The organism is Rhodanobacter sp. BL-MT-08 (assembly GCF_054161255.1).
This window is the reverse complement of the sequence record NZ_CP167872.1, coordinates 2687163-2705535: the sequence shown is the minus strand read 5'-3', so window position 1 is coordinate 2705535 and position 18373 is coordinate 2687163. Positions and strand designations below refer to the sequence as shown.

At 62.1% G+C, this 18373-nt stretch carries 15 protein-coding genes and 1 tRNA gene; 14 read left to right on the top strand and 2 right to left on the bottom strand.

Features of this window, described 5'->3' with window-relative positions:
• Positions 1–58: 58 nt before the first annotated feature.
• The 14 genes from ACDK93_RS11960 (at position 59) to gyrA (ending at position 16514) form a co-directional block, all read left to right on the top strand.
• Positions 59–135: transfer RNA gene (locus ACDK93_RS11960), tRNA-Met, on the top strand.
• A gap of 210 nt (positions 136–345) precedes the next feature.
• The gene (locus ACDK93_RS11955; protein WP_458068872.1) at positions 346–891 is read left to right on the top strand and encodes a ribosome maturation factor RimP; all 546 of its coding nucleotides are present in this window, start codon (positions 346–348) and stop codon (positions 889–891) included.
• Positions 892–1003: 112 nt separating this feature from the next.
• Positions 1004–2509: a transcription termination factor NusA gene (nusA, locus tag ACDK93_RS11950; RefSeq protein ID WP_458068870.1), complete on the top strand. Its 1506-nt coding sequence runs from the start codon at positions 1004–1006 to the stop codon at positions 2507–2509.
• 170 nt (positions 2510–2679) lie between these two features.
• A complete protein-coding gene (infB, locus tag ACDK93_RS11945) occupies positions 2680–5502 on the top strand; it encodes a translation initiation factor IF-2 (protein WP_458068868.1) in 2823 nt (940 codons plus the stop codon).
• A 198-nt stretch (positions 5503–5700) separates the two neighbouring features.
• Positions 5701–6084 (top strand): 30S ribosome-binding factor RbfA, encoded by a 384-nt coding sequence (gene rbfA / locus ACDK93_RS11940; RefSeq protein ID WP_458068866.1) that lies wholly within the window; start codon positions 5701–5703, stop codon positions 6082–6084.
• 27 nt (positions 6085–6111) lie between these two features.
• On the top strand, positions 6112–7047 hold the full coding sequence (gene truB / locus ACDK93_RS11935; RefSeq protein WP_458068864.1) for a tRNA pseudouridine(55) synthase TruB: 936 nt from the start codon (positions 6112–6114) through the stop codon (positions 7045–7047).
• Positions 7048–7227: 180 nt separating this feature from the next.
• Positions 7228–7497 (top strand): 30S ribosomal protein S15, encoded by a 270-nt coding sequence (gene rpsO / locus ACDK93_RS11930; RefSeq protein ID WP_179481595.1) that lies wholly within the window; start codon positions 7228–7230, stop codon positions 7495–7497.
• An 81-nt stretch (positions 7498–7578) separates the two neighbouring features.
• On the top strand, positions 7579–9687 hold the full coding sequence (gene pnp / locus ACDK93_RS11925) for a polyribonucleotide nucleotidyltransferase (protein ID WP_458068862.1): 2109 nt from the start codon (positions 7579–7581) through the stop codon (positions 9685–9687).
• A 124-nt stretch (positions 9688–9811) separates the two neighbouring features.
• Positions 9812–10957 carry a poly(R)-hydroxyalkanoic acid synthase subunit PhaE gene (locus ACDK93_RS11920; protein ID WP_458068861.1) on the top strand — a complete coding sequence of 382 codons (1146 nt, stop codon included), beginning with the start codon at positions 9812–9814 and terminating at the stop codon, positions 10955–10957.
• 30 nt (positions 10958–10987) lie between these two features.
• Entirely contained in the window at positions 10988–12037 is a 1050-nt protein-coding gene (phaC, locus tag ACDK93_RS11915) for a class III poly(R)-hydroxyalkanoic acid synthase subunit PhaC (protein ID WP_458072441.1), read from the top strand.
• Positions 12038–12059: 22 nt separating this feature from the next.
• Positions 12060–12251 (top strand): PspC domain-containing protein, encoded by a 192-nt coding sequence (locus ACDK93_RS11910; RefSeq protein ID WP_458068859.1) that lies wholly within the window; start codon positions 12060–12062, stop codon positions 12249–12251.
• 88 nt (positions 12252–12339) lie between these two features.
• On the top strand, positions 12340–13353 hold the full coding sequence (gene mtnA, locus ACDK93_RS11905) for an S-methyl-5-thioribose-1-phosphate isomerase (protein ID WP_458068857.1): 1014 nt from the start codon (positions 12340–12342) through the stop codon (positions 13351–13353).
• Positions 13347–13760 (top strand): GtrA family protein, encoded by a 414-nt coding sequence (locus tag ACDK93_RS11900; RefSeq protein ID WP_458068856.1) that lies wholly within the window; start codon positions 13347–13349, stop codon positions 13758–13760. Before mtnA ends, ACDK93_RS11900 begins: the two co-directional genes overlap by 7 nt.
• A gap of 138 nt (positions 13761–13898) precedes the next feature.
• Positions 13899–16514 (top strand): DNA gyrase subunit A, encoded by a 2616-nt coding sequence (gyrA, locus tag ACDK93_RS11895; protein ID WP_458068854.1) that lies wholly within the window; start codon positions 13899–13901, stop codon positions 16512–16514.
• Between the two features lie 98 nt (positions 16515–16612).
• Here gyrA and ACDK93_RS11890 read toward each other — a convergent pair whose 3' ends face one another.
• Together ACDK93_RS11890 and ACDK93_RS11885 are read right to left on the bottom strand one after the other, a co-directional pair.
• Positions 16613–17383, bottom strand: coding sequence for an alpha/beta hydrolase family protein (locus ACDK93_RS11890; protein WP_458068853.1), 771 nt, complete (start codon positions 17381–17383; stop codon positions 16613–16615).
• A 243-nt stretch (positions 17384–17626) separates the two neighbouring features.
• A complete protein-coding gene (locus ACDK93_RS11885) occupies positions 17627–18109 on the bottom strand; it encodes a redoxin family protein (protein WP_458068851.1) in 483 nt (160 codons plus the stop codon).
• Positions 18110–18373: the final 264 nt, after the last annotated feature.

Below are 18373 nucleotides of genomic sequence, written 5' to 3'. Positions count from 1 at the left end.
TTCGGTGGCCATTCGCTTGCAAGAAACCGGCCATACGATTAAACTTCTTGGACTCTGATGCGGGGTGGAGCAGTCTGGCAGCTCGTCGGGCTCATAACCCGAAGGTCGCAGGTTCGAATCCTGCCCCCGCTACCAGATCTTTCTTGATGCAAAGAAAGCCTCCTTGTGAGGCTTTTTTGTTGGGCGTAAGGCCACGCGGCGCTGGAATCGGATGTTTTTGGCGCGGTAAGGTGCGGTAGAGCAGATACATCGGCGGAGTAAGGAAATGGGCCGTCGGAGCCCTTTTTTTGTTTCTGCGGTTCCCAGTTTGATGATGTGATTGACGGTGGTCTGGGAGACAAACCCATGGATACAAAGGCATTGGCGGTGCGATTCAACGACGTTCTGGCCGATCTGCGGCTGGAATGCATCGGTGTGGAGTTCACCCCGTCGCATGGGCAGAGTACCCTTCGGGTTTATCTGGATCTGCTGGACAAGAGCGAACCCGGTGAGGCTGGCGCAGACGGTGAACGTCGCGAGGTAGGCATCGAGGATTGCGAAACGGCAAGCCGCGAACTGTCGGCCCTGCTGGATGTCGAGGATCCGATTCCGGGCAACTATGTGCTGGAAGTGTCCTCGCCCGGCCTGGATCGTCCGCTGTTTAGCGCAGCGCAGTTTGCGAAGGTTGTCGGTCAGGAAATCAAGCTGCTGCTGAATGCGCCACTGGACGGTCGTCGGCGCCTGCGCGGCAAGCTGGTCTCCGTGGAAGGCGAGCACATTACGCTGGAAGCGGAAGGCAAGACGTTCGCGTTCGAGCATTCGCTGGTGGATACCGCCCGCGTGGTGCCGGATTGGGTGGCGCTGGGTTATGCGCCGCAGCCCAAACGCGGCGGCAAGCCGGCCGGCAAGTGATTGAGGCATTGAATAGTGCGGCCATGGATGGCCGCTTCGTGATCCTGGTGTTCAGGGATGAACGCAATAGACAACGTTTGGGAAGCCTGCGGGCGCCTATGGAGTTGCTGCAATGAGCAAAGAGCTTTTGCTGGTCGTTGATGCCGTCGCCAATGAAAAGGGCGTGCCGCGTGAAGTCATTTTCGAAGCCATGGAGGCCGCTTTGGCTTCGGCGGCGAAGAAGCGCTATCCGGACGAAGAGCCGGATATTCGCGTGTCTATCGACAGCGATACCGGCGAGTACGAAACCTTCCGCCGCTGGGAAGTGATTGCCGACGATGGCGAGATGGAGTCGCCGTCCTATCAGCTGCGCCTGATGGACGCGATCGACGAGCGCCCCGGCGCCGAGGTCGGAGAGTTCATCGAGCAGCAGGTCGAGAACGCCGAGTTCGGCCGCATCGCTGCGCAGGCCGCCAAGCAGGTGATCGTGCAGCGCGTGCGCGAAGCCGAGCGCCAGCAAGTCGTGGACGCCTTCGCCGATCGCGTGGGCGAGCTGGTTACCGGCATCGTCAAGCGCGTCGAGCGCGGCAACATTTACCTCGACCTGGGCAGCAATGCCGAGGCCTTCATCCCGCGCGACAAGACGATTCCACGCGAATCGGCTCGCGTTGGCGATCGCGTGCGCGGCTATCTCTACGAGGTGAAGTCCGAAGTGCGTGGCCCGCAGCTGTTCGTGTCGCGCGCCGCCCCGGAATTCATGATCGAACTGTTCAAGCTCGAAGTGCCGGAAGTGGGCCAGGGCCTGGTGGAGATCAAGGGCTGCGCCCGCGATCCGGGCGACCGCGCCAAGATCGCCGTGCTGGCACACGACAGCCGTACCGATCCGATCGGCGCCTGCATCGGCATGCGCGGTTCGCGCGTGCAGGCGGTGTCGAACGATCTCAACGGCGAGCGCGTCGACATCATCCTGTGGCACGAGAATCAGGCGCAGTTCGTCATCAATGCGATGGCGCCAGCCGAAGTGCAGTCGATCATCATGGATGAAGAGAAGCACTCCATGGACATCGCGGTGGCCGAGGACAAGCTGTCCCAGGCGATCGGTCGCGGTGGCCAGAACGTGCGTCTGGCCAGCAAGCTCACCGGCTGGCAGCTCAACGTGATGACCCAGGATCAGGTCACCGCCAAGAGCGAGTCCGAGCAGGAGGCCGCGCGCCAGCTGTTCATGGACAAGCTTGAAGTCGACCAGGAAATCGCCATTATCCTGGTGCAGGAAGGCTTCTCCAGCGTCGAGGAAATCGCCTACGTGCCGAGCGCCGAGCTGCTGGCCGTCGAGGGCTTCGACGAAGATATCGTCGAGGAACTGCGCGCCCGCGCCCGCGATGCCCTGCTCACCGAGGCACTGGCAGCGGAGGAGGGCGTGGGTGACCATCAGCCTTCCGACGAATTGCTCGCGCTTGAGGGCATGGACGAGGCCACCGCTTACGCACTGGCCGCACGCGAAATCAGCACGCTGGACGACCTGGCCGATCAGGCCGTGGACGACCTGATCGATATCGAAGGCATGGACGAAGCGCGGGCGGCCGCCCTGATCATGGCTGCACGAGCGCCGATGATCGAACGGTTGGAGAAAGGCGGCTAACCCGCGGACGAGGCTGCGCCCTGGATGGGCGCGCCAAAAAAGGCTTTTCCGGAAGCCTTTCACCAGGGATGGCGGTGGCGGTGCAACTTATCGCGGCACAGTCGACAAGGACCGAGAGGTCTTCAGGACCCGAAACGGTCCAAGCGCGGAAACGGCGGAGCAACAACACGATGTCGGATACGATCAAACAACTCGCCCATACTCTGGGCATGCCCGTCGACCGGCTGCTGAAGCAGCTCGGCGAAGCCGGCATGGAATTCTCCGACCAGGAGCAGACCATCAGCAGCACCGAAAAGGTGAAGCTGCTCGGGTTCCTGCGTCGCACGCACGGCAAGAACGAAGTCGCCGCCGAAACCGACGACAGCGCGCCGCGCCAGATCACGCTCAAGCGGCGCACCGTCGGAGAGCTGAAAATCGCCACGCCAGGGGCCCGCGGTACCGTGGGCACGGCCAAGACGGTCAACGTCGAGGTTCGCGCCAAGCGCACCTACGTCAAGCGCAGCGAAATTGCGGGAGACGCCGGCTTCGATAGCGAGCGCGAGGACGCCATGCGCAAACTGCAGGAGTCGCAGCAGCAGCGCGAGGCTGAAGAGCAGGAGCGCGCCGAAGCCGAGCAGCGCCGTCAGCAGGAAGCGCAGCAGCGCGCGCTCGATGAGCAGCAGCGCCAGCAGGAGCAGGCCGATGCCCAGGCTGCCGTCGAATCGGCCGCCGCCAGCGCCCACCAGGCCGAGGAGGCGCCGGCGCCGACCCCAGTGGCCGATGCACCGGCGTCAGCGCCAGCGGCCGACGAGCCGTTCGTAACCCAGCGTATGGACACGCGCGAGCTGGGCATGATTCTTCCGCGCATCCACGAGCCGCGCAAACGCGAAAAGCTGGTCAAGCCGGCACCCGCGCCGGCTCCCGCACCGGCAGCGCCTGCCGCTGCGTCAGCGACACGTCCCAGCGCCGACGCTAATGCGCCCGCTGCGGCGGCGTCGGGCGATGCCAGCCGCAAGCCCAAGCATGCGCGCGAGCGCAGCGAGAGCCCGGGCAGCGGCAAGGAAGAGCGCGATGGCAGCAAGCGTTTCGCCGGTGGCCAGATGCATCTGAGCGAGGCCGACCGCGCTCGCCGTTCCTCGTCGTCGAACAACAAGCGCGGCGGCAAGGCCGGCCGTTTGTCCGGTCGCGAGATGTCCCGAAGCAGCAGCGCGCCGACCGGCCCGCACGGCTTCTCGCGTCCGACCGCGCCGGTAGTGCGTGAAGTCGTCGTGGCCGAGACCAACAGCGTCGCTGACCTTGCGCAGAAGATGGCGGTCAAGGGCTCGGAGGTGGTCAAGGCGCTGTTCAAGATGGGCGTCATGGCGACCATCAACCAGACCGTCGATCACGATACGGCCGTCCTCGTTGTTGAAGAACTCGGTCATACCGTTGTAGCCGACACGCAGAGCAATGCCGAAGATACCTTGGCCGCGCATACGCAGAATGTGGAGCTGGTCGGCGACAAGATCACGCGTCCGCCGGTTGTCACCATCATGGGCCATGTCGATCACGGCAAGACCTCGCTGCTCGATTACATCCGTCGTACCAAGGTCGCCTCGGGCGAAGCGGGCGGCATCACGCAGCACATCGGCGCGTATCACGTCGAAACCTCGCGTGGCGTCATCACCTTCCTCGATACGCCCGGACACGCGGCGTTTACCTCGATGCGCGCCCGTGGCGCGCAGTCGACCGATATCGTGGTGCTGGTGGTGGCCGCCGACGACGGCGTCATGCCGCAGACCATCGAGGCTGTGAAGCATGCGCGCGCCGCCAAGGTGCCGCTGATCGTCGCCGTCAACAAGATGGACAAGGATGGCGCCAACCCGGAGAACGTGAAGCAGGGTCTGGTGCAGTACGAAGTGGTGCCGGAAGACTGGGGCGGCGACGTGCAGTTCATTCCCGTGTCGGCCAAGGCCGGTACCGGCGTGGACGACCTGCTCGATGCGATCTCGATCCAGGCCGAAGTGATGGAGCTGAAGGCCGTGGCCGACGGCCGCGCCTCCGGCGTGGTGATCGAGTCCAGTCTCGATCGCGGCCGTGGTCCGGTGGCGACCGTGCTGGTGCAGCAGGGCACGCTGAAGAAAGGCGACTTCATCGTTTGCGGCGTCGAATACGGCCGCATGCGCGCGCTGATCGACGAAAACGGCAAGCAGGTGCAGGAAGCCGGCCCGTCGATTCCGGTGCAGGTGCTGGGCCTTTCCGGCGTGCCGGAAACCGGCGACGACTTTGTCTGCGTCGACGACGAGCGCCTGGCGCGCGAAGTGGCGCAGGAGCGTGAGCTCAAGCGCCGCGAGACGCGGATGGTCAGCAAGAGCAATCGTCTGGAAGACATCATCGCCAAGATGGGTCAGGGCGTGGAGCAGCAGACGCTCAACATTCTGGTCAAGGGCGATGTGCAGGGTTCGGTCGAGGCATTGCGCGAGTCGCTGACGCAGATCGGCAACGAGCGTGTGCGCGTTAACGTGGTTTCCTCGGGCGTGGGCGGCATCAACGAATCCGATGCTACGCTGGCGGCGGCTTCCAAGGCGCTGGTGATTGGCTTCAATGTGCGTGCCGACGCTTCCGCACGCAAGGTGATCGAGACGTCCGGTCTGGACGTGCGCTATTTCTCGATCATCTACGACGTGATCGATCAGGTGACCCAGGCGGCCACCGGCCTGCTCGGCATGGAAGTGCGCGAGGACATCATCGGTATCGCCCAGGTCCGCGATGTGTTCCGCAGCTCCAAGTTCGGCGCCGTGGCCGGTTGTATGGTCGTCGAGGGCTCGGTCAAGCGCAGCAAGCCGATCCGCGTGCTGCGCGACAACGTGGTGATCTTCGAAGGCGAGCTCGAATCGCTGCGCCGCTTCAAGGAGCTGGTCGACGAAGTGCGCAACGGCATGGAGTGCGGTATCGCCGTCAAGCAGTACAACGACGTCAAGCCGGGCGACCAGATCGAGTGCTTCGAGCGCACCGAGGTTGCTCGCACGCTGTAGCGCTGGAAGCGCTTACAGCGGGAACGGGAAACGGGGAACAAGGAACAGCGAACAGGGAACGTGAGCTTTAAGGCTACGGTTCCTGCTGTCCGTATACTTACCTCAGGCAAATTCCCGCGCTCCGCTCCGTCATCTCGGCAAACTGCACATTCCCCATTCCCCATTCCCCGTTCCCTGTTTCCCAAGATTTAAAAGCCTATGCCATCCCGTGATTTCAAACGCACCGACCGCATTGGTGCCGAACTGCGCCGCGAACTGGGTTTGCTGGTTCATTCGGCCGTGCGCGATCACGGCCTGCCGTCGGTCAGCGTGTCTGACGTCGATATCACTCGTGATCTCGACTGGGCGACGGTGTGGGTTACCGCGCTGATGCCCGAACAGGGGCTGCCGGCGGTGAAGGCGCTCAACGACATCAGCCACGAGATCCGCCATTCGCTGGCGCACAGCGGCATGCGCATGCGGCGCGTGCCGGAATTGAAGTTCAAGTACGACGATTCGGTCGACAAGGGCGAGCGCATCGAATCGCTGCTGCGCCAGCAGTCGCGCGATCTGTTGCCGCCCTCTGGCGACAAGAAAGACTAGGCGATCAACCTTGGTAGTGCTGCACTGATGAGTCGTCCGGTCCGTATTCCGCGTATTCATAACCGCGATCTGCATGGCATCCTGTTGCTCGACAAGCCGCTGGGCCTGAGTTCCAACAAGGCCCTGCAGGCCGTTCGGTCGCTGCTTCGCGCATCCAAAGGCGGGCACACCGGGGCGCTCGATCCCCTGGCTACGGGATTGCTGCCGCTGTGTTTTGGTGAAGCGACCAAGCTTGCCGGCAATCTGCTCGGTTCGCGCAAGGCCTATATCGCCGAATGCCGGCTTGGCGTCACCACCGATACCGCGGACAGGGAAGGCGAAATCCTGCTTGAGCGACCCGTGCCGTTACTGGATGAGGCCGCCATCGAGGCGGTGCTGGTCAAGTTGCGCGGCCGCATTCTGCAGGTGCCTCCGGTGTATTCGGCGCTCAAGCAGGACGGTGAGCGGCTGTACGTCAAGGCGCGCCGGGGCGACGCGGTCGAAGTGCCGCCGCGCGAAGTCGATGTCTACCGTCTCGAGCTGCTGTCCCGTACGGCCGATACGCTGACTTTGCACATCGAATGTGGCTCCGGCACGTATGTCCGTTCGCTGGCAGTGGATATCGGCGAGGCGCTTGGGTGTGGCGCGCATGTCATCGCGCTTCGGCGTCTTTGGGTCGAGCCCTTCATCGAACCAGAGATGGTGAGCATGGATGCACTGCAGCAGGCGGCGGAACAGGGCGACGAGGTGCTGCTCAAGTCGCTGCTTCCCGTCTCGGCGGGCTTGTGTGACTTGCCTGCCGCGCACCTGGACGATGCACAAAGCATGGCCATTTCCAGGGGGCAGAAAATTCAGCTCCAACCGGCGCCGCGACCTGGCCAGTGCTCTGCGTACGCCAGCGATGGCGCTCTGCTGGCGCTGCTTGAGGTGGATATCGAGGGATTTACCCGGATCGTGCGCGGCTTCAATCTGCCGCCGAATTAGCTGATTTGGCGTGATAATCCGCGACGCACTTGTTGTAACAGCGTTGTGGTCAGTAGAATAGGCAGGTTATTTAACTGCTTTCATTCATTAGGCGAAGCTTACGCAACGGCATTTGTGCCGCTCTTGTCGTTTTTGCTGTTGCGTAAGCTTCGCATCGTCTTTCCAAGGAAATACATACTCATGTCACTCACCGTAGAACAAACCGGCAAAATCATTGCTGATTTCGGCCGCGTCCCCAACGACACCGGTTCGTCGGAAGTCCAGGTTGCGCTGCTGTCGGCCCGCATCGACCACCTGACCAGCCACTTCAAGGAACACAAGCAGGATCATCATTCCCGCCGTGGCCTGCTGAAACTGGTCAACCAGCGCAAGCGCCTGCTGAGCTACCTGAAAGACCGCGATCTTGCACGCTATCAGACCCTGATCGAACGCCTCGGCCTGCGTCGGTAATCAATCCGTTCGTCGCGAACGCAAAGATCAAGAGGCGCCCATTCCCGGGCGCACTTCTCAATCAGATCAGGACAATTCAACGTGGCAAAAGTAACCAAGTCATTCCAGTACGGTAGTCACGAAGTCACTCTGGAGACGGGCGAAATTGCCCGCCAGGCGTCCGGCGCGGTGATGGTCAGCATGGGCGGCACGGTGGTGCTGGTCACCGCGGTGGCGGCGACCAAACAGAAGGAAGGTCAGGATTTCTTCCCGCTGACCGTGGATTACGTAGAAAAGTTTTACTCGGCCGGCCGTATTCCCGGCGGCTTTTTCAAGCGCGAAGGCCGTCCGACCGAGAAAGAGACGCTGACCTCGCGTCTGATCGATCGCCCGGTGCGTCCGCTGTTTCCGGAACAGTTCAAGAACGAAGTGCAGGTCATCGCCCAGGTCGTGTCGCTGAACCCGGAAGTCGATGGCGACATCGCCGCGCTGCTCGGTGCATCCGCCGCGCTGAGCCTGGCCGGTATCCCGTTCAAGGGCCCGATCGGCGCCGCGCGCGTCGGTTACGCCAACGGCCAGTACCTGCTTAACCCGACCCACACCGAGCTGAAGACGTCGGACCTCGACCTGGTCGTGGCCGGCACCAGCGGTGCGGTGCTGATGGTGGAATCCGAGGCCAAGCTGCTTTCCGAGGAAGTGATGCTCGGCGCCGTGATGTTCGGTCATCAGCAGATGCAGGTCGCCATCCGCGCGATTGCCGAGCTTGCCTCCGAGGCGGCCAAGCCGTCGTGGGACTGGCAGGCACCGGCACAGAACCAGTCGCTGAGCGCCGCCGTCAAGGGCGCCGTCGGCAACAAGCTGGAAGAGGCGTTCCAGGTGCGCGACAAGCTGCAGCGCCGCGACGCCATTTCGGCGATCAAGGCCGAAGCGCTGGCCTCGATCAAGGGTCAGGCTGAGGAGAACGGCTGGCACTCGGCCGAACTGTCGAAGGAATTCGCCGAGCTCGAATATCACACCATGCGCGACAGCGTGCTCAAGACCAAGGTGCGCATCGACGGCCGTCAGCTCGATGACGTGCGTCCTATCACCTGCCGCGTTGGCGTGCTGCCGCGCACGCACGGTTCGGCGCTGTTCACCCGCGGTGAAACCCAGGCGCTGGTGATTGCCACGCTCGGTACGACTCGCGATGCGCAGATCATCGACGCCCCGGAAGGCGAGTCGAAAGACCCGTTCCTGTTCCACTACAACTTTCCTCCGTTCTCGGTGGGCGAGGCCGGCCGCTTCGGTGCGCCGAAGCGCCGCGAAATCGGCCATGGCCGTCTCGCCAAGCGCGGCGTGCAGGCAGTGAAGCCGAGCATCGAAGAGTTCCCGTACGTGGTGCGCGTGGTTTCGGAAATCACCGAGTCCAACGGCTCCTCATCGATGGCCTCGGTGTGCGGTTCTTCGCTGGCGATGATGGATGCCGGCGTGCCGTTGAAGGCGCCTGTGGCGGGTATCGCGATGGGCCTGGTCAAGGAAGGCAACGACTTTGTCGTGCTGTCCGATATCCTCGGTGATGAAGATCATCTGGGCGACATGGATTTCAAGGTGGCCGGTAGCGCCAACGGTATTTCCGCGCTGCAGATGGACATCAAGATCGACGGCATCACCGAAGAGATCATGAAGGTGGCGCTGGAGCAGGCCAAGCGTGGTCGTCTGCACATCCTCGGCGAAATGGCCAAGGTCATCACCACGGCGCGTCAGGAAATGAGCGAGTACGCGCCGCGCCTGATCACCATCAAGATCCACCCGGACAAGATCCGCGAAGTGATCGGCAAGGGCGGCGCGACCATCCGTTCGATCACCGAAGAGACCGGCGCCACCATCGACATCAACGACGACGGCACGGTGATCATCGCCTCGGTCAACCGCGAAGCGGGTGACGCGGCGAAGAAGCGCATCGAGCAGATCGTTTCCGACGTCGAGCCGGGCCGCATCTACGAGGGCAAGGTTGCCAAGCTGATGGATTTCGGTGCCTTCGTGACGATCATGCCGGGCAAGGATGGTCTGGTGCACGTGTCGCAGATCTCCAGTGAGCGGGTCGAGAAGGTTTCCGACAAGCTGAAGGAAGGCGACATCGTCAAGGTCAAGGTGCTCGAAGTCGACAAGCAGGGCCGTATCCGCCTGTCCATGAAAGCCGTGACCGAGGACGAAGCCGCCGCCGGCGTCTGAGTCTAAAGTTACCGATGCGATCGAGAGGCCCGGCTTTGACGCCGGGCCTCTTGCTTTTGCGGTAACCGTTTTCTGCGTGTCGCTTTTGTTAGGATGAAGCGACAAGAGCGATGAGAATCCGCGCGTGACCAAGCAAGCAGACGATTTTTTCAAGACCGGTGCCGCCAAGGACTATCAGGACATGGTGCGCAAATCCTGGGAAGCGTTTGCGGCCCACATGCAGCCACCGTTTGGTGCCCCCAGCGCCGAAGAGGCGCGTCGCTCGTCTTCCACTTCGACAAAAAGCGCGCCGGTCAACCTCACGCTCGACCACGCGCTGGCTGGCCTGAAAAGTTACGCCGACTGGCTGCAGAGTGCCGCTGCCAGTGTTTCTACACCGCAGAACGACTGGCAGCAGCAGATTCGGGAGCTTTTCTCCGGCGCTGGCCAGCCTTTCTCTCACGGCTTTGCGAGTGCCGATAACGCGGCGTCCAAAACTTTTGTCGAGCAGTGGCAGACGTGGCTGAATTCCCATCAAAAAGCGGATGCCTCCGCGGCGAGTGCGAAGCCGCAGGCTCCCGGTGCGGGCGGATTTGGCTTTGGCAACGAGCAGCATGCACAGCAGCAGGCGCTGGCGGATGCCGTTGCCAAACATCTGGAAGCTGCTCAGCGTTATCAGGCACTGATGCAGCGGTCGAATGTGCAGGCTATCGAAAAAATGCAGGCGAGATTGTCCAAGCTTACGGCGTCGGGCCAGCAGATCGAATCGCTGAAGGTGCTGTACGACCTGTGGGTCGATTGCGCGGAAGAAGCCTATGCCGAGATTGCGCTCTCGGAAGAATTCCGCGAAGCGTACGGCGAGATGGTCAACACGCAGATACGCGTTCGGCAGCTGCAGCAGGAGCAGACCGAATATCTCTGCCAGCAGCTCGGCATACCGACGCGCAGCGACGTGTCGACTCTGGGTGAGCGTTTGCATGCGCTGCGGCGCGAGATGCGCCAAGGTAAAACAGCACCGCCCGCCGATCATGCCGATGAGCTCGCGGCGCTGCGCCGCGATGTGGCCTTGCTGAAGGAACAGCTGCTGGCGAGCAGGTCGCCGAAATCGGCCGCCAAGAAAGCTCCGACGACGAAAGCTGCCGTCGCGAAAAAGGTGTCGCGTCTGGCGGTAAAGAAGTCCGTTGCCAAACCGTCATCGAGAAAAATAACTAAGGCGGCGGCAAAAAAATCGGTAGTTTCCCCGCCTCGGGCAAAGCGCGTGGCGCCATCCAAACCGCGCAAGCGCAGCTAAGGAGCGGCCGTGGAGCACTCGCCGTTCCGGATGGACCCCAGCAAGATCATGGACGAGGTCAGCGCTTTTCAGCGCAAGCTGGCCTCGGGTATGGGCCAGTTGCGGGGAGCGCGCCAGCCCGAGTACGCCAACACCCCGCGCGAGCTCGTCTACAGCGAAGACAAACTGAAAGTCTGGCATTTCAGGGGCGCAAACAAACCGACGTCGACGACGCCTCTGCTGATCGCCTATGCGCTGGTCAACACCGTCTGGATGACCGATCTGCAGGAAGACCGGTCGATGGTGCGCAATCTGCTGGAACAGGGGGAAGATGTTTATCTCATCGACTGGGGCTATCCCGATGCCTCCGATCGCTGGCTTACGCTGGACGATTACATCAACGGCTATCTCGACCGCTGCGTCGACGCCGTGCGCCAGCGACACACGCTCGATGCGATCGACTTGCTCGGCATTTGCCAGGGCGGCGTGTTTTCGCTTTGTTATACCGCGCTGCATCCGCAGAAAATTCGCAATCTGATCACCATGGTGACACCGGTGAATTTCCAGACGCCGGACAACATGCTTTCGCATTGGGCACGCACGCTCGACGTGGATCGATTCGTCGATACGGTTGGCAATATTCCTGCCTCGTTGATGAATTACGTCTATCTCTCGCTCAAGCCGGTGCGCCTGAATCAGCAGAAATACGTAGGGCTGGTCGATATTCTGGAAAGCCCCATCGAGCTGGAAAATTTTCTGCGCATGGAGCGCTGGATATTCGATTCTCCCGATCAGGCGGGCGACGCGTTCCGCGAGTTCATCCAGAAGTTCTATCAGCAAAACGGCCTGATGAATGGCGTGCTGGAGATCGGCGGCCGGCGCGTGGATCTGGGTCAGATCAAGCATCCCGTGTTGAATATTTTTGCCGAGCAGGATCATCTGGTGCCGCCGGATGCGTCGCGCGCCATGGCAACGCGTCTGGGCACGGACGATTACACCCAGCTGGCGTTCAAGGGTGGGCATATCGGTATCTACGTCTCCGGCCGGGCACAGCGCGAAGTGCCGCCGGCCATTCATCAGTGGCTGCACGAACGCGACTGATTACTCTCGAGGGGTGATAGGGATGAATACCGAAAAGCGCTTGTATCGCTCACGTACCAACAGGACCATCGCCGGCGTCTGCGCGGGCATCGCGGATTATTTTGGCTGGGATCCTACGCTGGTGCGCATTGCGTGGATCGTGCTGACTTTTTTCGGTGGCTCCGGCATTTTGATTTACTTCATCCTGTGGCTTGTGGTGCCCGAAGCTGGCTGACAGTTCAAACGCGTAGCCCGCTTCATTTCCATTACGCGGCGAGGTGTCGCCGCGGCGCCTTGCCATCGGCGATAATGGACGGATGACAATGTCCAATTCCAACCTCGACTCCATTCGCGCCGTGCAGTGGCAGGGCGATCATCTGCGGTTGCTCGATCAGCGTCTGCTTCCTGCCGAAGAGCGCTGGATCGACTGCCGTGACGCGCAACAGGTGACCCAGGCGATTCGCGATCTTGCCGTGCGCGGTGCTCCGGCCATTGGTATTGCGGCAGCCTGGGGTGTCGCCATGGCGGCCCAGCAGCAGGTTGACCTTGATCCTGTGCTGAGCACGCTGCGGGCGGCCAGGCCCACTGCGGTCAACCTGATGTGGGCGCTTGATCGGATGAAAAAGCGCATCGCTTCCGGCGCCGATGCGCAGGCGCTGGTGCACGAGGCGCAGGCCATCCAGGATGAAGACCTCGCGGCCAATCGCCGAATGGGTGAACTTGGCGCCTCCTTGATTGCGGTTAACTCCGGTGTGTTGACCCATTGCAATACGGGTTCACTCGCCACGGCGGGTTACGGCACGGCTCTGGGCGTCATCCGCGCCGGCGTGGCCGGTGGCAAGATCGATTGCGTTTACGCTGGCGAAACGCGGCCTTGGCAGCAGGGCGCGCGTCTGACCATGTGGGAGCTGGTGCGCGACGGCATTCCGGCCAAGCTGATTGCCGATTCGGCCGCCTCGCATTTGATGAAATCCGGCGCGGTGCAATGGGTGATCGTCGGCGCCGATCGCATTGCGGCCAACGGCGATACCGCCAACAAGATCGGTACGTATCAACTGGCCATTGCCGCGAAATACCACGGCGTGAAATTCATGGTCGTCGCGCCGTCGTCGACGGTGGATATGGCGACCAGCACCGGCGAGGATATCGAGATCGAGCTGCGTGATGCCACCGAACTGCTCAGCACCGCCGGGCAGCGCACCGTGGTGGATGGCGCGCAGGCGTGGAATCCGGTATTCGACGTAACGCCGGCGGAGCTGATCGATGCGATCGTGACCGAGCGTGGCGTGATCGAGCGGCCATCCCCGATTGCCATGCAGGCGATGTTCGGATGGTAAGACTGCACAGGGAAATTTTTCTGTTTGCTGTGGGCGGCGTCATCGGTCTGGTGATTGATACGGGCATCGTGCAGTTGCTGGTCGGCGTGGCCGGGTGGAACCCGTACATCGCGCGTGTACCGTCGTTTCTTATCGCGGCCACATTCACCTGGTGGTGGAGTCGCCACTACACGTTTGCCGATCGTCGCAGCGATCGATCCGCGCACGCCGAATGGCTGCACTGGATGGCCTTGATGAGCATCGGTGCGGCGGTCAATTACGGCGTCTACGCGCTTTTGTTGATGAACTTTCCGGTGCTCCACCGGTGGCCGGCGGTCGGCGCTGCGGGGGGCTCGGTGGTTGCGGCGTTTGTCAACTTTGCCGCCGCGCGCAGCACGCTTTTCAAAAGCCCCAAAGCTTCCGCGTAAGTCATTGATAGATAAGGTTTAAAACTTATCTTTCTGAGACCATTCGTGGTACACTCCCGAGGTTGATTTCGAGTCGTCTGTATACGCGCTGCGAGCGCTCTTCCGGCGACCTTTTTTGTCCTCCAGGAAAGCTAATTCATGGCAGATCTCGCCAAAGAAATCATTCGCGTCAATATCGAAGACGAGATGCGCCAGAGCTACCTCGATTACGCCATGAGCGTGATTGTGGGTCGCGCGCTCCCCGATGTCCGCGATGGTCTCAAGCCGGTACACCGTCGCGTGCTGTTTGCGATGAGCGAACTGGGCAACGTCTGGAACAAGCCCTACAAAAAATCCGCCCGCGTGGTCGGTGACGTGATCGGTAAATACCATCCGCACGGCGATGCGTCGGTCTATGACGCCATCGTGCGCATGGCGCAGCCGTTTTCGCTGCGCTACCTGCTGGTCGACGGTCAGGGCAACTTCGGTTCGGTCGATGGCGATAACGCCGCAGCCATGCGATACACCGAGGTGCGCATGTCGCGCCTCACGCACGAGCTGCTGGCGGATATCGACAAGGAAACCGTCGACTTCGGTCCCAACTACGACGAGAGCGAGCACGAGCCGCTGGTGCTGCCGGCACGCGTGCCGAACCTGCTGATCAACGGTTCGGCCGGTATCGCGGTGGGCATGGCGACCAATATTCCGCCGCATAACCTCAATGAGGTGATCGCGGCGACGCTGGCGCTGATCGACGATCCGTCGCTGGGCGTCGAAGACCTGATGCAGCACATCCCGGGGCCGGATTTCCCGACCCACGGCATCATCAACGGTTCGTCCGGCATCATCGAGGCTTACCGCACGGGCCGCGGCCGCATTCTGGTGCGCGCCAGGGCCGAGGTGGAAACCGAGGCCAACGGTCGCGAAACCATCATCATTCACGAGCTGCCTTATCAGGTGAACAAGGCGCGGCTGATCGAAAAGATCGCCGAGCTGGTCAAGGAAAAGAAGCTCGAAGGCATCAGCGAGCTGCGCGACGAATCCGACAAGGACGGCATGCGCGTGGTGATCGAAATCCGCCGCGATGCAATGGGCGACGTGGTGCTCAACAACCTGTTCCAGCAGACCCAGCTGCAGGTCACCTTCGGCATCAACATGGTTGCGCTGCTGGACGGCCAACCGAAGCTGCTGAACCTCAAGGACATCCTCGAGGCGTTTATCCGCCACCGTCGCGAAGTGGTGACACGTCGCACGATCTTCGAACTGCGCAAGGCGCGTGCGCGTGCGCACATCCTCGAAGGCCTCACGGTAGCGCTGGCCAACATCGACGAGATGATCGAGCTGATCAAGACGTCGGCCTCGCCGGCGGAAGCGCGCGAGCGCATGGTCGTGCGGCGCTGGGAAGCGGGCATGGTGCGCGCGCTACTGTCCGCCACGGGCGCGCATGCGTCGCGTCCGGAAGAAATGGACCCGCGCGATGGCCTGAAGGACGACGGCTATCAGCTGTCCGAAGCGCAGGCGCTGGAAATTCTGGCGATGCGTCTGCACCGCTTGACCGGGCTGGAGCAGGAAAAGCTCTCCGACGAATACAAGCAGATTCTGGAAACCATTCGCGGCCTGATCGAAATTCTGGAAAATCCCGAACGCCTGCTCGAAGTAATTCGCGGTGAGCTTGAGACGGTCAAGGAAGAGTTCGGCGATGCGCGCCGCACCGAGATCCAGCACTCGCAGGAGGACCTCAACGTACTCGACCTGATCACGCCCGAAGACGTGGTCGTGACGCTGTCGCACACCGGCTACATCAAGCGTCAGCCGGCGAGCAGCTATCGTTCGCAGCGTCGCGGCGGCAAGGGGCGTTCGGCCTCCGCGCTGAAGGACGAGGATTTCGTCGAGCAGCTGTGGGTGGTCAATACGCACGATACGCTGTTGACCTTCACCAGCACCGGTCGCGTTTACTGGCTCAAGGTGTACCAGATGCCGGAAGCGGGCTCGGGTGCGCGCGGCAAGCCGATCGTGAACCTGCTGCCGCTGGGTGAAAACGAGAAAGTGCAGGCGGTGCTGCCGGTGCGCGAGTACACCGAAGATCGCTTCGTGTTCTTTGCGACCCGCAAGGGCACGGTCAAGAAAACGCCGCTCACCGAGTTCGCCTTCCAGCTGCAGAAAGGCAAGATCGCGATCAAGCTCGATGAGGGCGATGCGCTGGTCAACGTGGCGCTGACCAATGGCGACAGTGACGTGCTGCTGTTCGCGTCCAACGGCAAGGTCAATCGCTTCGACGAGAACACCGTGCGCTCGATGGGCCGTACCGCCGGCGGCGTGCGCGGCATGCGGCTGGCCAAGGATGAAAACGTGGTCTCGCTGATCGTGGCCGCCGAGGGCGACATTCTCACGGCTACCGAACGCGGCTACGGCAAGCGCACCGAGCTCAGCGAATTCCCGAAGAAGGGACGCGGCACCCAGGGCGTGATCGGTATCCAGTGTTCCGAGCGCAACGGCGCTCTGGTGGCGGCGACGCAGGTCACCGAACTGCACGAGCTGATGCTGATCTCCAATCAGGGCACGCTGGTGCGCACGCGCGTCGCCGAAGTATCCCAGCTCAGCCGCAACACCCAGGGCGTCACCCTGATCAAGCTGCCGGCCGATGAAAAGCTGGTCAGCGTGATGCGGCTCGATGCCGAGGAAGAAAACGGTGAAGAGGGCGAGATCATCGTCGGCACGACGCCCGTCGATGGCGGTGGATCGGAAGAGGTCGATGCACCGCCCGCCGAAGACTGATCAGCCACTTCACGCAACATAAAAAACCCCGGGCAGCCGGGGTTTTTTATGGGACAAATTCTGGAGTGCTTTCTTCCGCGCGTGCCGTGCGGGCTGCGCTACTTTGGCAGCGACGCCAGCCAGTGCAGAACGGCGGACGAAAGTTCGGTGCGCTGATCGGAGTAGGCGTGGTCGGTGGAAAAATGCGCCGATGTGACCTTGCTGTCGCCAGCGCGAGTCAGCTCATCCGCAGACGTCTGGTTCTGCTTCGCCAGACCGTCGTCTGCCGTAATGACGAGCGCCGTACGATTCTTCAGGGCATCCACGTTGGCGTGGAAACTCCAGCCCTTCGCATGGTCGGCGACATCGAGCGCCAGCTCTTTGGGCGTGCAGCCGGCAAGCGGCGCCATGCCCTCGTTGGCGAGAGCTTTGCTCAGCTGATCGATCGCGGCGGCCTTCGGTTCTTTGTCCAACGACGCCAGAAAGTTGCCGCCGAAGTCAGCCGCCGAGATGGTGGCGAACGCCTTGACTGCGGGATCGTTTGCCGCGGCTTCTACCGCCATGAACCCGCCCATGCTGTGGCCGATCAGCACGATGCGCGCAGGGTCCAGCCGCAGCTTTCGGGCAACATCCGGCTGCCGCAAATAGGCGAGTGCGGCGGCGGTATCTTCAATGCCGTGCGCGAAGGAAAACTTGCCTGGCGTGCCCCACGAGCCGCGATAGTTGAAGTACAGAACGTCCCAGCCGGCGCGGCGCATGTCCTGCGCCAGATCCAGATTACGTTCGTTGCCCGGAAAGCCGTGCAGCAGGATCACGGCCGGATGCGGGCCGGCGCCGGCCGCTACGTAGACGGGCGCATTCATCAATGAGCCGTGGCTGGGTATCTGCATCGTCTCCATCGACGCGCGGTCGCCGCCCGTTGGCGGTGCGACGAGCGTGGCGGAGGCAGCGGCCGAAGAAGGAGGCGTCGTTTGTGCGCTTGCCAGCGCCGCACCGAATGCGAAAAGCATCGGAGCCAAAAGTTTCAGCGCGGATGCTTTCGAGCGATGGCGCACGGAGTTCTCCGACATGTCTGGAAGTTTTATCGGCGGCCGAACGGCAGCAGCGCTTAGCCGTTATCCGTGCAGTGGAGTTTATTGATCGATCGCGGCAAGCATTGCCTCGGCGCTGGACACGCGATATTCGCCCGGCGCCTCGACCTGCAGCAGACGGACCACACCGTCTTCGGCAAACAGCGCAAAGCGCTTTACCCGAATGCCCATGCCAAAGGCCGTGCCGTCCAGCTCCAACCCCATCGAACGGGTGAAGCTGGCGTTGCCGTCGGCGATCATCAGCAGCTCCGCGGGCACCTGCAGCGATGCCGCCCAGGCCTGCATCACGTGCGCGTCGTTGACGGCGAGACACATGACCGTAATCCCGCGTTCGTTAAAAGCGGCCAGATGGTTCACGTACCCCGGCAGATGCTTGTTCGAGCAGGTGGGAGTAAATGCACCGGGCACGCCGAACATCACCACCTTGCGCGCGGCGAACAGCTCGCTGGTACGGCATTTGCGCACCTCGGTGTCGATAACCTGCACGGAGGCGTCGGGAATCATTTTTCCGGGCTGGATGACCATGTGTCTCTCGTCGATGGGGTGGCGGCGTGACCGTGTTCGATCGTGCGTTCGCTGTGGCGTGGCTGAATCGCAGGCAGCTCGGCGCCGATCCGCGGGCTCCGTCGGCTTGAATCATCGTCCATCGCACCTATGTTCGAAGCCATGCGGTAAGTGCACCGTATCGCATTGGGTAGATCATGGCATGTTCGCCAGTCGTGGTTGCCGGATCGACCGTTGTCAATCGAATGGCCGATGGGCAGACCGTTGTCTGAGCATGACGGCGCA